We start from the raw sequence: 13,296 nt of genomic DNA on the forward strand, positions 1-13,296 counted from the left end.
TTGTCGCGCAAGATATAAACAGGTATAATTCTCGCCCTTACAGCCACATTCATTTTCGTTCCTTGCTTCCAAAGATCTGTGGCTGGTCTTAGTATGGAGGCTGATTAACCCGTAAGGAGCAGCAGTAATGCGTCACTACGAAATCGTTTTTATGGTCCATCCAGACCAAAGCGAACAAGTACCAGGCATGATTGAGCGTTACACTGGCGCTGTAAAAGAAGCTGGTGGGCAAATTCATCGCCTAGAAGATTGGGGTCGTCGTCAATTGGCATACCCGATTAATAAACTACACAAAGCACATTATGTGTTAATGAATGTAGAAGCACCGCAAGAAGTCATCGACGAGCTAGAAACCACATTCCGTTACAATGATGCAATTTTGCGTAACGTAATTATTCGTACTAAGCACGCCGTAACAGAAGCGTCCCCAATGGCTAAAGCGAAAGACGAACGTCGCGCTTCAGCTGAAGTTGCTAACAACGATTATGAGGATGCTGAAGAGTAATTTAACAATTGAAAATCGTCTTCAACTTGCAGGGCGTGTGTGCTCACAGCTGAAACGATCGAAAAGCCCCAACGGCATTGAACACTGTCAATTTTATCTTGAGCACCGTTCAAACCAAATGGAAGCTGATATGCCCCGCCTTGCGTGGTGTCGTGTTAAAGTTTCCCTCAGTGGGCCTCAATTAATTAAACAATCTCAAAGCATTACGGTCGGTAGTAACCTTTTTATCTGTGGTTTTTTGACCACCCATAAAAATGCAAACGGACTTAGTCAGTTGGTGTTACATGCCGAGCAAATCGAATTTATAGATTAGGAGACTAGCCCTATGGCACGTTATTTCCGTCGTCGTAAGTTCTGCCGTTTCACAGCGGAAAACGTACAAGAAATCGATTATAAAGATATCGCGACGTTAAAGAACTACATTACAGAGAGCGGCAAAATTGTTCCAAGCCGTATTACCGGTACTCGTGCGAAGTATCAACGTCAATTAGCTCGCGCAATCAAACGCGCTCGTTACCTTGCGTTGCTGCCGTACACTGACAATCATCAGTAATTAAAGAGAGGATACGGTAATGCAAATTATTCTTTTAGATAAAATTGTTCACCTTGGCAACGTTGGTGACCAAGTGAATGTTAAAGCAGGTTTCGCACGTAACTTCCTGATCCCACAAGGGAAAGCAGTTATGGCAACCGCTGAAAATATTGCCCATTTTGAATCTCGTCGCGCTGAACTTGAGGCGAAAGTAGCTAAAGAATTAGCTGAAGCTCAAGAACGCGCTGAGAAAATCGCAGCACTCGGCTCTGTTACCATCGCATCTAAAGCGGGTGACGAAGGCCGCCTGTTCGGCTCAATTGGCACACGTGATATTTCCGATGCCATCAAAGCCGCAGGTATTGAAGTGGAAAAAAGCGAAGTGCGTTTGTCTGAAGGTCCATTGCGTACCATCGGCGAGCACGAAGTGCGCTTCCAACTTCACGGCGAAGTGTTCACACAACTTATCGTGAACGTGGTTGCTGAATAAGTAACAGCGCAAACAAAAACCCGAGCACGCCTCGGGTTTTTTATTATTTCAAAAACACGATGCCCCTCTCGCTTTGTCGGTGTATACTGCATAAAAACCTAAGGATTTTATCATGTCAACAACCCACGAACCTTTCGGCACGCTACTCGGCTTTGCCCCTGGCGGTGTCGCCATTTACTCCAGTGACTACGACAGTGTCGATACCGCACTTTACCCTGATGACGCGGCCTTTCGAAGTTATATCGGGCATGAATACATGGGCTATAAATGGCAATGTGTGGAATTTGCTCGGCGCTACTTATATATCAACTACGGCTATGTGTTCACGGACGTTGCCATGGCGTATGAGATCTTTTCTCTACGTTTCTTGCGCCAAGTGGTTAATGATGCGATTTTGCCACTGCAAGCCTTTGCCAACGGCGCACAACAGCCCCCCGTGGCAGGCTGCTTGCTGATTTGGCAAGAAGGGGGCGAATTTAAACATACAGGCCATGTTGCAATCATCACCGAAGTGCTGAATGATAAAGTGCGGATCGCGGAGCAAAATGTGATTCATCACTCCCTGCCCTTTGGCCAGCAATGGACACGGGAGCTACCACTCGAAATCGTCAATGGCCATTACACCTTACGGGACACCTTCGATGATACTCACATTTTAGGCTGGATGATCCCGATGGCGGCAAACGCACACAGCCTACCGCGCCCACACATTGCACCGCACTTGCTCACGCTTCACGCTAACTATGTTGAAGAACGCGGCCAATTTGATGGCGCTTGGCTCAATCAAGCTGAACCGTTAATTGATGCCTACGTGCAGGCGATGGACGGGCACAAAATCAACTCTGGTAGCCCTTATCACTACTTCACCATTTCTAAAAGTGCGGTTCACGAGCTGGTGCGTGCCACCAATGAGCTGCATTTGATGTATCTGCACGCCACCGACAAAGTCATGCAAAGCGATGAGCTACTCTCGCATTTTAACATTCCGCGCATTTTGTGGCCTCGCGTGCGTCGGTCATGGCAAATGCGGCGCTATCAAATGATCACAGGCCGCCTTGATTTTTGTATGGATGAGCGTGGCTTGAAAGTGTATGAATACAACGCCGATTCCGCCTCGTGCCACACAGAAACTGGGCGCATTCTTAGCGACTGGGCAAAACAAGCAGGCAATGTGAAAGGCAATAATCCAGGTGATGATCTGCTGAATATGCTGGCTGATTGTTGGAAACACAGCGACGCTTCCCCCTTTGTTCACATCATGCAAGATCACGATAGCGAAGAGAGTTATCACGCCCTGTTTATGCAAAAAGCCTTAAAACAAGCAGGCTTTGACAGCACCATTTTGCACGGGCTGGACGATATTCATTGGGACAGCCGTGGGCGACTGGTGGACAATGAACAGCGCCTCATTACCTGTGTTTGGAAAACGTGGGCGTGGGAAACGGTGCTTGAACAGCTAAGGGCAGAATACGAAGCGCAACACGCCGCACCACCGATTCGCACTGGCCATCCTGAGCACAAAGTGCGGTTGATTGACGTGCTCTTGCGCCCTGAAATTAAGGTGTTCGAGCCGCTGTGGACGGTGGTTACAAGCAACAAGGCGATTTTGCCTGTGCTGTGGTCACTCTTTCCGCACCACCGCTATTTGCTTGATGCCGCCTACGATTTAACGCCAGATCTCATCGCCGAAGGCTACGCCTGCAAGCCAATTGCAGGGCGCTGTGGAAGCAATATTCAACTGGTAGGCAAAAACCAAAGCGTGCTTGGCGAAACCTGTGGGCAATTTGACAAGCAAGAGCAAATCTACCAGCAGCTATGGTGTTTGCCGAATATTGATGGATTGCATCTACAACTGTGTACTTTCACGGTGGGCGGTCATTATGGCGGTGCTTGTTTGCGTGGCGATGCTGACTTGGTCATCACAGGCGGCTCGGATATGCACCCACTGCGAGTAATTAAAGATAGTCTATTTGAACGCTAATTAACGCTTGCGTGTGCTAACTGAATTTCGTATTCTATTAAAGAATATTTTTTTTACATCTTAATGGAGTGATTATGTTAGACACGCAAACGCGCGACATCATTAAAGCCACGGTGCCTGCCCTAGAAGCGCACGGCACCACAATTACCAAAACTTTTTATCGTAATATGTTTAACGATCATCCTGAATTGTTAAATATTTTCAATAAAACCAACCAAGCTCGCGGCCAACAGCCAACCGCACTTGCCACCACAGTGCTGGCGGCGGCAAAACACATTGACAATCTCGAGGCCATTTTAGACCATGTGATCCAAATTGGGCACAAACACCGCGCGTTGGAAATTCACGCCGAGCATTACCCTATTGTGGGCAAACACTTACTGGGCGCTATTAAAGAGGTTTTAGGTGATGCTGCCACACCTGAGATTTTAGACGCGTGGGCAAAAGCCTACGCGGTGATCGCTGATGCGTTTATTGGTGTGGAGCAACAAATGTATGACAACGCTGCATGGCAAGGCTTTCAGGCGTTCACCGTGGTGGAAAAACGCCAAGTGGGGCAAGATGTGGTAGAGTTTACCGTGCAAAATGCGGATTTGCTGGCCAATCTTGCTATCACAGCAGGACAATACATCACCGTGCAAGTTCAACCACAAAATGAGCCGAATTTAGCGCTGCGCCATTACTCTTTATGTGCCATTAATCCACAACACGGACTGAAATTTGCCGTTAAGCGCGACAACCAAGGCGAATTTAAAGGGCTGGTGTCCAATCATTTGCATGATCATGTCAATGTGGGCGACACCGTAAAACTTTCCGCCCCTGCGGGTGATTTTGTTTTACGTCAAAGCGACGATCCTGTGGTGTTCATCAGCGCGGGTGTGGGCATTACCCCTATTCTTGCGATGCTTGCAGAACAGGTGAAAGTTAATCCTGCGCGCCCAGTCATTTGGCTACACTCAACACGCAATGCCCAAACGCAAGCCTTCAAAGCGGAAGTCGATGCTCTACTTGCTCAGGCGAATGTGCAGTTTAATGAAACCGTATACACGCAAGAAAGCGCGCGGATTGACAGTGCGTATTTAAACAAAATCCTGCCAGCCAATGCGCAAGTGTATTTATGCGGTTCAATGGACTTTATGCGCACGATGACTGCACACATTAAACAACTTGACCAAGAAAATATTACTGTCTATTTTGAGCCATTTGGGCCGAAAATGAGCTTGATTGAAGTCTAATGCTATTGCTTTGCACAACCGCACTTTATCTAAAGTGCGGTTTGCGCTTGCATTTGTGCGGATTTGCTCTATTATTTGGCAAAATAGTCAGCAAAAGGATTCATTATGCTCTATCTCACATTAGAAGATAACCACACCATCGGTCGCCCTAACCAAAACGGCACCCATTCCAATGTGCATGATCACCTTGCGGTCATGTTTGAAGATGATGGCGAAACAGGCTATTTTTATGCCCTCGACACACGCCAGCCACAAAGCGTGGTTGATGCGTTGCATTTGTATAATGTGGACAGTTTTAATGACACTTTACAGGCGGATAATCAGCTGCAAATTTGCTGGTCGGAAGATGGCAATTTAGCCGTGTTGCTGCTCAATGGGCAAGTGCAAGCCGCGTTTGATTTTGCTAAACTCATTGGCTATAACCATTCCCACTTCCCTGAGCCTGAACTCGGTTCTATGTGGTCGCGGGGCAAACTTGATGATGCGTTTGTCAACAGCTTAAAGGACTAAAACAAAAGGTGGCATCGCCACCTTTTTTATTTATTCAACCGCACTTTTCCATTCACCGTAGCCTTGCGCGTCCATCTCCGCTAACGGAATAAACTTCAACGCAGTGCCGTTAATACAATAGCGCAGGCCGCCTTTATCTTGTGGGCCATCAGGGAACACATGCCCAAGATGAGAATCAGCGTCGTGACTGCGCACTTCTGTGCGGGTCATATTAAAGCTGTGATCGACCTTTTCCACCACCGCACTTTGCGCAATTGGGCGGGTAAAGCTCGGCCAGCCACAACCGCTGTCGTATTTATCACGACTGGAAAACAACGGCTCGCCGCTGACAATGTCGACATAAATACCAGGCTCAAATAGGTGATCATACGCATGGCTAAAGGCGCGTTCGGTGCCATTTTGTTGGGTGACATAAAACTGGCGATCGGTTAAGCCCAATTTCTGCTCACGATAATCTTTTTTGACCGCACTTTGTGGTTTTTCAGCCTCCAGCGGTTTATCCGCTAAAGAAACGTCAATATGGCAATAGCCGTTCGGATTTTTACGCAGGTAGTCTTGGTGGTAATCTTCTGCCTCAAAGAATTGGCGCAGTGGCTGCACCTCCACCACAATCGGCTTGCGATATTTGCTTTGCTCGTGCGTGATGTCCTGCTCAATTTGCGCGCGCTCGGCTTCATCGGTGTAATAAATGCCAGTGCGATACTGCACGCCACGATCATTGCCTTGTTTGTTGACGCTGGTTGGGTCAATCACGCGGAAGTAGCGACGCAAAATGTCATGCAAACTCACCTTGCTTGGGTCATAATCCACCCGCACGGTTTCTGCGTGACCTGAGCCTGCAATCACATCTTGATAGCTTGGATTTTGCGTATGCCCATTGGCATAGCCCGATACCGCGTCTACCACGCCATCAATCCGCTCAAAATAGGCCTCTAGCCCCCAAAAGCAGCCGCCTGCAAGATAAATGGTTTTCTTCTCCACCGCACTTTCTCCTTTTTTCGTCACCGACACGGAATGCACCTCCGCGTTAGGGTTATCAATTAATACGCTCACCTGCTCGGCGTTCAAATGCCCTGTGATTAAGCGCACCAACTCGCCTTGTTTATCAAACAAACCCCATGTTGGGTAGCCGCGCAGCCCAAGCGCTTTAAGCCATTGCCCTGCCTGCGCGCCTTGCCCCAACAGCACAGGCGGTGCGGCAAAATCTAACCCTTTATACCACGCAATAAAATCCGCCTGCGACTTTTCGCCCCAAAAACTTGGCGTGGCGACCGTGATAATGTTGAGCGCGCTGAGTTTTGGATTTTGGCGCATTTGCTCGGTTTCTTCCAGCTCAGACAAGCATTGCGGGCACCAGCTTGCCCAAAATTTTACCAGTGTTGGTTTATCATTAGCAAATAACGTGGCTGCGTTGCCATCGAGATCGACAAACCGCACTTTGGGTTGGCTGGCTTGCACAAACATCGCGCCCAAAAGCCATAACCACACGCCGAATATCAGTCTGATGCGTTTCATCATACACTCCTATTGTGCCTTTAATTGTGATAAATGTTCAGCAAACTGCTCAGGCGGCATAAAGCCACTCACGCGCGCAGCTGTCAGCTCTTGCCCTTGTGGGCTGAAAAATAAAATGGTTGGCAGCCCCAGCACTTGGAATTTCTCCATCAACGTGCGGTTTTTCGCATTCGTTTTGGTTAAATCGGCGCGCAGTAGCAACATATTGTCAAATTGCGCCCGCACAGCCGCATCGGGGAAGGTATATTTATCAAATTCTTTGCACGCCACGCACCAGTCCGCATAGAGATCCAACATCACTATTTTATTTGGATGTTCACGCATCACGCGAGCAAGATCATCGACGCTTTCAATCATCATAAAGTGCGGTTTGTTTGGTACGTGCACCGCACTTTGCGCTTGCCACGCCAGCTGCGCCAATGGGTAGCCTGCAATAATCAGCAATCCAAACAAAGGCACTTTCAGCCACAGCCAAACGCGACGCATCGGCAGCGATACAATCAACCAAATCAAAAAGCTCACCGCCAACACTGACCACAAACGCCAGCCCCACGCATCACTGAGCAGGCGTGATAGTAAAAAGACGGGCACAGCGAGCATCACAAAGCCGAAAGCCGTTTTCACTTTCGCTTGCCATTCGCCCCCTTTTGGCAAAATAGCGTTGCCAAATAAGGTGACCAACACCAGCGGCACGCCCATGCCAAGGGCGAGCAGATATAACGCCAAGCCGCCTGTGACAAAATCCCCACTTTGCGCCACATAGAGCAACGCACCTGAGAGCGGCGCACTGATGCACGGCGAGGCCACAAGCCCTGCAATCATGCCCATCACAAACACGCTGCCATAGGCACCACCTTGTTGTTTTTGGCTCAATTGCATCAGTTTATTTTGCCAACTGTTCGGCAATTGCAACTCAAACAGCCCAAACATCGCCAGCGCCAAAATCACAAACAAAACCGTAAAGCCAATCAACACATAAGGACTTTGCAATGCCTGTTGAAAAGGCAAGCCAATGGACACCACCAGCAGCCCAAGTGCGGTGTAGGTCAGTGCCATGCCTTGCACATAACTAACGCTTAACATCAGCGCACGCAGGCTATTCGGGCGCTGTTGTTGCCCAATGACAATGGAGGATAGCAGCGGCAACATCGGCAGCACACAAGGCGTGAACGCCAAGCCCAGCCCCAGCACAAAAAACCACCACACATTAAGCTCGCTTTCGTTCTCTGTTGCTGTTGTGACCGCACTTTGCATATTCGGCTGCGCCTCTGGCATTGCCACCGCACTTTGTTGTACGCTTGCATTAAGCATCACCGTTTGCGTTTGTGGCGGGTAACAAAAATTGGCGGTGCAGCCTTGATATTCAACCTCGAGCTGCCCCTTTTCTTGCACTTGAGAAACAGGCACATTAACGCTCAATTCATCGCGATAAATGCCCACTTCACCAAAAAAATCGTCATGGTGCAGCTCGCTTTCTGGTAAGTTGAATGGCGCAACGTGCGCATTTTGCCCTGTAATATGAATAGATTTTTGATACAGATAATACTCAGGTGCAATTTGCCAGTTCAGTTGCACTTGGTTGCCGTCAACCTGCGCAGAAAAAGCAAAGGCTTGCTCTGCGGGCAAGAAATCATTTTTGCGGTCAAACAAGCCAGCATTTGCCAGCGATGTGGTGACGAACATCAATAAAAAAGTCAAAAGTGCGGTCAGTCGAGAAAATGTCATAGGATGTCCAATTGTTATTATCATAAAGCTATTTATCCATAAGCAGCCTGCTTACACTCGCGATTGGGTCTCATAAAAATGGGGTTTAATCTAAAATAATTACCGATTATGACAATCACATTTATAAAAAGTTTCACGTGTTATTTATTGGGCGCGGTTTTGATCCAAAAAAAGAAAAACCAATATTGCACCAGCACCAATAAAATCAAGGCAATCCGCCCATAGATTGTGGGCATAAAATAAAAGCTGATTGCCATCATCACCCCTGATATGGTCAAGATGCTGATCTTCGCACGCATTGTCATTGCACGGGTTTCATTAAACTCGCGTAAATAGTTATCATAAAGCGACGTTTGCAAAAACCAATTGTGCAGTCGCTCGGAGCTTTTGGCAAAAAAATACAGTGCGAGTAATAAAAAAGGTGTGGTGGGCAACACGGGTAACACCGCCCCTAACAGCCCCAATGCAACAGCCAAAAACCCCAAAAAAATATAAAGCCATTTCATCGCTTACATAAGCGTCTCACAAAATCATCGTATAAATAATGATAATCATTTAGTGTGAAATGTAAAGTGCGGTTATTTGGCAAGCAAAGCGGTCAGCTCGGCAAAGCATTCCCACGGGGCGCTTGCTTGCCCTCGTTTTAACGCGCGTTCAAGCTCGGCAAGCATGCTAATCGCTTCAAACACGCGGCGATAACTTAAGCGTTGCATAGCGGCTTGATAAAGATGACGGCGGCTTTGCCAAATACGCAGCGCGTCAAACCGCACTTTTAACCCCGTGTGCGGCAAGCGTTCGTGGCTGTTGTTTAGCGGGTTGCCTTGGGCGAGGCTCAATAAAACACTCAGCTCTTTTTGTGCGCTGCGCAGTAAAATCAACGGCTCCATCTCTTCATTTTCTAGGCTGTGCAAAATGCGCATAGCCCGTTTCGCTTTGCCTTCGAGCAGCGCGTCAAGCCATTGATAGGGGGTGAACTGAGACGACTGCTCAATACAGCTTTGCACTTTGTAGAAATTGAGCTTTTCATCGCCAAAGCGCAGCGCAAGCAATTTCAACACTTGAGCCAACGCCAGCAAATTGCTTTCATAATTATGGCACAACAGCTGTTGCGCCTCACCGTCAAGGTGCAGCCCTGCTTGTTTCAACCGCACTTTTAGCCATTGTGGCAACTGCTCGGGCGTTGGCGTTTGGCAATTGACGATCACAAGCTGGGCAAACTGCGCACTGAGCGCTTTAAACCAGGCTTGTTTTTCGGTTTGAAAATTCAGTTTTGATACGCAAAACACGGGCAGAATATCGCTGTGGAGATCGGGCAGCAGTGCTTGAAAGGCTTTGCTGATGGCCTGCGTGAAATTCTCTGGCAAATTGACCAGCCACACCACACGACGAGAGAAAAGCCCTTGCGATTGGCAATGCTCTTGCAGGACGCCCCAATGCGTTGCACCGTTGATGTCAAGGTGTAGTGTATCGTCAAAGCCCTGTTCTCGCGCGCGCGCAAGAATAAGCTGGCGGGATTCATCCAGCAGCAACGGATCCGTGCCTGCTAATAAATAGGCGCTCGCCAAAGGCTCGCTTGCCGCGCCTAATTGCGTACTAAAAAGTCGTTTCACTCATTCAGCTGTTGTTGCAATGTCATCAATTTAATCAGCAGCTGCTTAGCCGCTTGGCGACGCATATCATCATAAATCACGTCTTGCTCCACCGATTTCGCCAACGCCGCGCGTGAGTCATTGAAAAACGTGCGGCTATTGTTGACATCAATAGGAAATTCACCTCGGTTCGGAACAAAAACGGTGGCATGCACGTTTAATGTCAGCAAATTTTCTGCCTCACGCCCTTGTTTAAAGACCGACACCACGCTGGAGCTGACATTTGAGCCTTTCAAACGTAGCTGTGGCACATCATCGCGTTCAACTAAACGCACTTGATGCAGTTTAAGCTGCTCGCGCACTTGTCGGCTTAAAAAGTCATAAGGCGCACTGCTGACCAATTTCATGGTGCTAAACTGCCCTCCGATCGCACTTTGGTTGGCAAAATGCAAGCCGCACCCCGAGAGCAACGCAAGCCAGCCCGCCATAAGCAGCACTTTTATGTTGTTGACCATAATACGTCCTTTGTTGGTTTATTTCGCCACAAAACTCAATAATTTACCAGGTACATAGATCACTTTCACGATCGTCAGCCCGTCAAGGTGGCGGCTGACATTGTCATCGGTTTGTGCAATCGCTTTGATCTCATCTTCACCAGCATCCGCATTGACGGTGATTTTCGACCGCACTTTGCCGTTGACTTGCACCACAATCAGTTTTTCATCATCCACCATCGCTTTTTCATCGGCTTGTACCCACGGTGCAAAATCAATGGTATCTTTATGTCCAAGCGCTTGCCACAAGCTAAAGCAGATGTGTGGCGTGATTGGGTAAAGCATACGAATGACCGCACTTAACGCTTCCGCCATCAAGGCTTTATCTTGCGCACTTTCAAGCGGCGCGCGAGTGAGCTTGTTCATCAGTTCCATAATGGCCGCAATAGCCGTGTTAAACGTTTGGCGACGGCCAATGTCATCACTGACTTTGGCAATGGTTTTATGCACATCACGGCGCAGCTCTTTTTGAGCTTTATCCAGTTTGTTTACATTCAATGCCTCTTGCGCTGGACTTTGAGCATAATCATAAGCGAGGTTCCACAAGCGGCGTAAAAAGCGATGCGCCCCTTCAACACTCGCCTCTTGCCATTCCAGCGTCATTTCCGCAGGTGAGGCGAACATCATAAACAAACGCACGGTATCCGCGCCATATTTTTCCACCATCTCTTGTGGGTCGATACCGTTGTTCTTCGATTTCGACATTTTGGTCATGCCTGCGTGCACTAGCTCGTGACCTTCGTCATCAACAGCTTTAACAATGCGCCCTTTTTCATCACGTTCGACAATCGCTTTGGTTGGCGACACCCAGATCTTCTCGCCTTTTGGCGAGATGTAATAATACGCATCCGCCAGTACCATGCCTTGACATAGCAATTTTTCCACGGGCTCATCGCTGTTCAACAAGCCCGCATCGCGTAGCAATTTGTGGAAAAAGCGGAAATAGAGCAAGTGCATGGTGGCGTGCTCGATTCCGCCAATGTATTGATCCACTGGCAGCCAGTAATTGGCCTCTTCAGAATTGAGCATACCTTGATCATAGTGCGGGCAGGTGTAACGGGCATAATACCATGATGACTCCATAAAGGTGTCAAAGGTGTCGGTTTCACGCAGTGCAGGCTTGCCTTGAAAGGTCGTCTGCGCCCATGTTGGATCCGCTTTGATCGGGCTTTGCACGCCGTCCATCACCACATCTTCAGGCAATTCCACTGGCAGATCTTCAAGCGGTACGCCTACAACTTCACCATTTTCAAGGGTTAACATTGGAATCGGTGTACCCCAATAACGCTGACGTGATACACCCCAATCGCGTAGGCGGTAATTAGTCTGGCGTTTTCCACGACCGCACTTTTCCAATTTTTGTGCGATGGCATCAATAGCTTGTTCGAAATCTAAACCATCAAACTCACCAGAATTGATTAACAAGCCGTGCTCGGTAAACGCCCCTTGACTTAAATCGGGCTGCGCGGCATCGGCTGGGCGGATCACTGCTTTAATTGGCAAATCGTATTTTTGAGCAAATTCAAAATCGCGTTGATCGTGCGCTGGCACTGACATCACCGCGCCAGTGCCGTAGTGCATTAACACAAAGTTCGCCACCCACACAGGCACTTTTTCGCCCGTGAGCGGGTGAATCACGTTGATGCCTGTGGCCATGCCTTTTTTCTCCATGGTAGCAAGATCGGCCTCGGCCACTTTGGTGTTTTTGCTCTCTTCAATAAAAGCGGCCAGTGCAGGGTTATTTTCTGCCGCCTTTTGCGCTAATGGGTGAGCGGCGGCAATGGCGAGATACGACACGCCGAAAAGCGTATCCGCGCGGGTGGTGTACACTTCAACCATCTCATCGCTGTTTTCCACCGCAAAGGCAATTTCCAGCCCTTCAGAGCGGCCAATCCAGTTGCGTTGCATACTTTTAACTTGATCAGGCCAGTTCGGCAGTTGATCCAAGCCTGATAGCAATTGCTCTGCGTAATCAGTGATTTTGATAAACCATTGTGGAATCTCTTTTTGCACCACTGGGGTGTCGCAACGCCAGCAACGCCCTTCATCGACTTGTTCGTTAGCCAACACAGTTTCATCGTTTGGGCACCAGTTCACCACGGAGGTTTTTTTATAGACCAAGCCTTTTTTATACAGTTCAGTGAAAAACCACTGTTCCCATTTGTAATATTCAGGGCGGCAAGTGGTGATTTCGCGATCCCAATCATAACTCAGCCCCAGCATTTTCAACTGCTGTTTCATGTAAGCGATGTTTTCATAGGTCCATGGCGCGGGAGCGGTTTTGTTTTTGATCGCTGCGTTTTCCGCTGGCATACCAAACGCATCCCAACCGATTGGTTGCAGCACATTTTTGCCATTCATTCGCTGGAAACGAGCAATCACATCGCCGATAGTATAGTTGCGCACATGCCCCATATGCAGCCGACCTGATGGATAAGGGAACATTGATAGGCAGTAATATTTTTCTTTTGTGGGGTCAACTTTGGCCTTAAAAACATGATTTTTTTGCCAATGATCCTGCACTTGCGCTTCAACCTGCTCAGGACTGTAATGTTGTTGCATAATAATCACCTTGTGAAAACAAAACCGCACTTTGGCGGTTAAAAATCATAAAAATCAGATAGCGATAGAATAGCGTAAATCACGCGTAAAAAATAGCA

At 48.2% G+C, this 13,296-nt stretch carries 13 protein-coding genes; 7 read left to right on the top strand and 6 right to left on the bottom strand.

The window, feature by feature from the left end; all coding sequences use genetic code 11:
* Positions 1–127 precede the first annotated feature (127 nt).
* The 7 genes from rpsF (at position 128) to HPC38_RS03065 (ending at position 5,253) form a co-directional block, all read left to right on the top strand.
* Entirely contained in the window at positions 128–505 is a 378-nt protein-coding gene (rpsF, locus tag HPC38_RS03035; protein WP_208119803.1) for a 30S ribosomal protein S6, read from the top strand.
* A complete protein-coding gene (gene priB / locus HPC38_RS03040; RefSeq protein ID WP_208119804.1) occupies positions 492–818 on the top strand; it encodes a primosomal replication protein N in 327 nt (108 codons plus the stop codon). The genes rpsF and priB overlap by 14 nt, the downstream gene beginning before the upstream one ends.
* A 12-nt stretch (positions 819–830) precedes the next feature.
* Entirely contained in the window at positions 831–1,058 is a 228-nt protein-coding gene (gene rpsR, locus HPC38_RS03045) for a 30S ribosomal protein S18 (protein WP_208118732.1), read from the top strand.
* Positions 1,059–1,077: 19 nt separating this feature from the next.
* Positions 1,078–1,527 (top strand): 50S ribosomal protein L9, encoded by a 450-nt coding sequence (rplI, locus tag HPC38_RS03050; protein WP_208119805.1) that lies wholly within the window; start codon positions 1,078–1,080, stop codon positions 1,525–1,527.
* A 112-nt stretch (positions 1,528–1,639) separates the two neighbouring features.
* Positions 1,640–3,508 carry a bifunctional glutathionylspermidine amidase/synthase gene (gene gss, locus HPC38_RS03055; protein ID WP_208119806.1) on the top strand — a complete coding sequence of 623 codons (1,869 nt, stop codon included), beginning with the start codon at positions 1,640–1,642 and terminating at the stop codon, positions 3,506–3,508.
* A 74-nt stretch (positions 3,509–3,582) separates the two neighbouring features.
* Entirely contained in the window at positions 3,583–4,743 is a 1,161-nt protein-coding gene (locus HPC38_RS03060) for a globin domain-containing protein (RefSeq protein WP_208119807.1), read from the top strand.
* A gap of 105 nt (positions 4,744–4,848) precedes the next feature.
* The gene (locus HPC38_RS03065) at positions 4,849–5,253 is read left to right on the top strand and encodes a DUF2251 domain-containing protein (RefSeq protein ID WP_208119808.1); all 405 of its coding nucleotides are present in this window, start codon (positions 4,849–4,851) and stop codon (positions 5,251–5,253) included.
* A gap of 30 nt (positions 5,254–5,283) precedes the next feature.
* On the opposite strand, the gene msrAB is transcribed toward HPC38_RS03065, so the two are convergent.
* The 6 genes from msrAB to leuS all read right to left on the bottom strand — a co-directional run bounded on the left by msrAB (position 5,284) and on the right by leuS (position 13,198).
* Positions 5,284–6,771, bottom strand: a complete 1,488-nt coding sequence (msrAB, locus tag HPC38_RS03070; RefSeq protein ID WP_408021839.1) for a bifunctional peptide-methionine (S)-S-oxide reductase MsrA/peptide-methionine (R)-S-oxide reductase MsrB — start codon at positions 6,769–6,771, stop codon at positions 5,284–5,286.
* A gap of 6 nt (positions 6,772–6,777) precedes the next feature.
* Positions 6,778–8,493: a protein-disulfide reductase DsbD gene (locus HPC38_RS03075; protein WP_208119810.1), complete on the bottom strand. Its 1,716-nt coding sequence runs from the start codon at positions 8,491–8,493 to the stop codon at positions 6,778–6,780.
* 140 nt (positions 8,494–8,633) lie between these two features.
* Positions 8,634–8,999: a YbaN family protein gene (locus HPC38_RS03080; RefSeq protein ID WP_208119811.1), complete on the bottom strand. Its 366-nt coding sequence runs from the start codon at positions 8,997–8,999 to the stop codon at positions 8,634–8,636.
* A gap of 72 nt (positions 9,000–9,071) precedes the next feature.
* A complete protein-coding gene (gene holA, locus HPC38_RS03085) occupies positions 9,072–10,103 on the bottom strand; it encodes a DNA polymerase III subunit delta (protein WP_208119812.1) in 1,032 nt (343 codons plus the stop codon).
* Positions 10,100–10,597, bottom strand: a complete 498-nt coding sequence (gene lptE / locus HPC38_RS03090; protein WP_208119813.1) for an LPS assembly lipoprotein LptE — start codon at positions 10,595–10,597, stop codon at positions 10,100–10,102. The genes holA and lptE overlap by 4 nt, the downstream gene beginning before the upstream one ends.
* 18 nt (positions 10,598–10,615) lie before the next feature.
* The gene (leuS, locus tag HPC38_RS03095) at positions 10,616–13,198 is read right to left on the bottom strand and encodes a leucine--tRNA ligase (RefSeq protein ID WP_208119814.1); all 2,583 of its coding nucleotides are present in this window, start codon (positions 13,196–13,198) and stop codon (positions 10,616–10,618) included.
* Positions 13,199–13,296: the final 98 nt, after the last annotated feature.

Source organism: Spirabiliibacterium pneumoniae (assembly GCF_014884995.1).
Classification (GTDB): Bacteria; Pseudomonadota; Gammaproteobacteria; order Enterobacterales; family Pasteurellaceae; genus Spirabiliibacterium; species Spirabiliibacterium pneumoniae.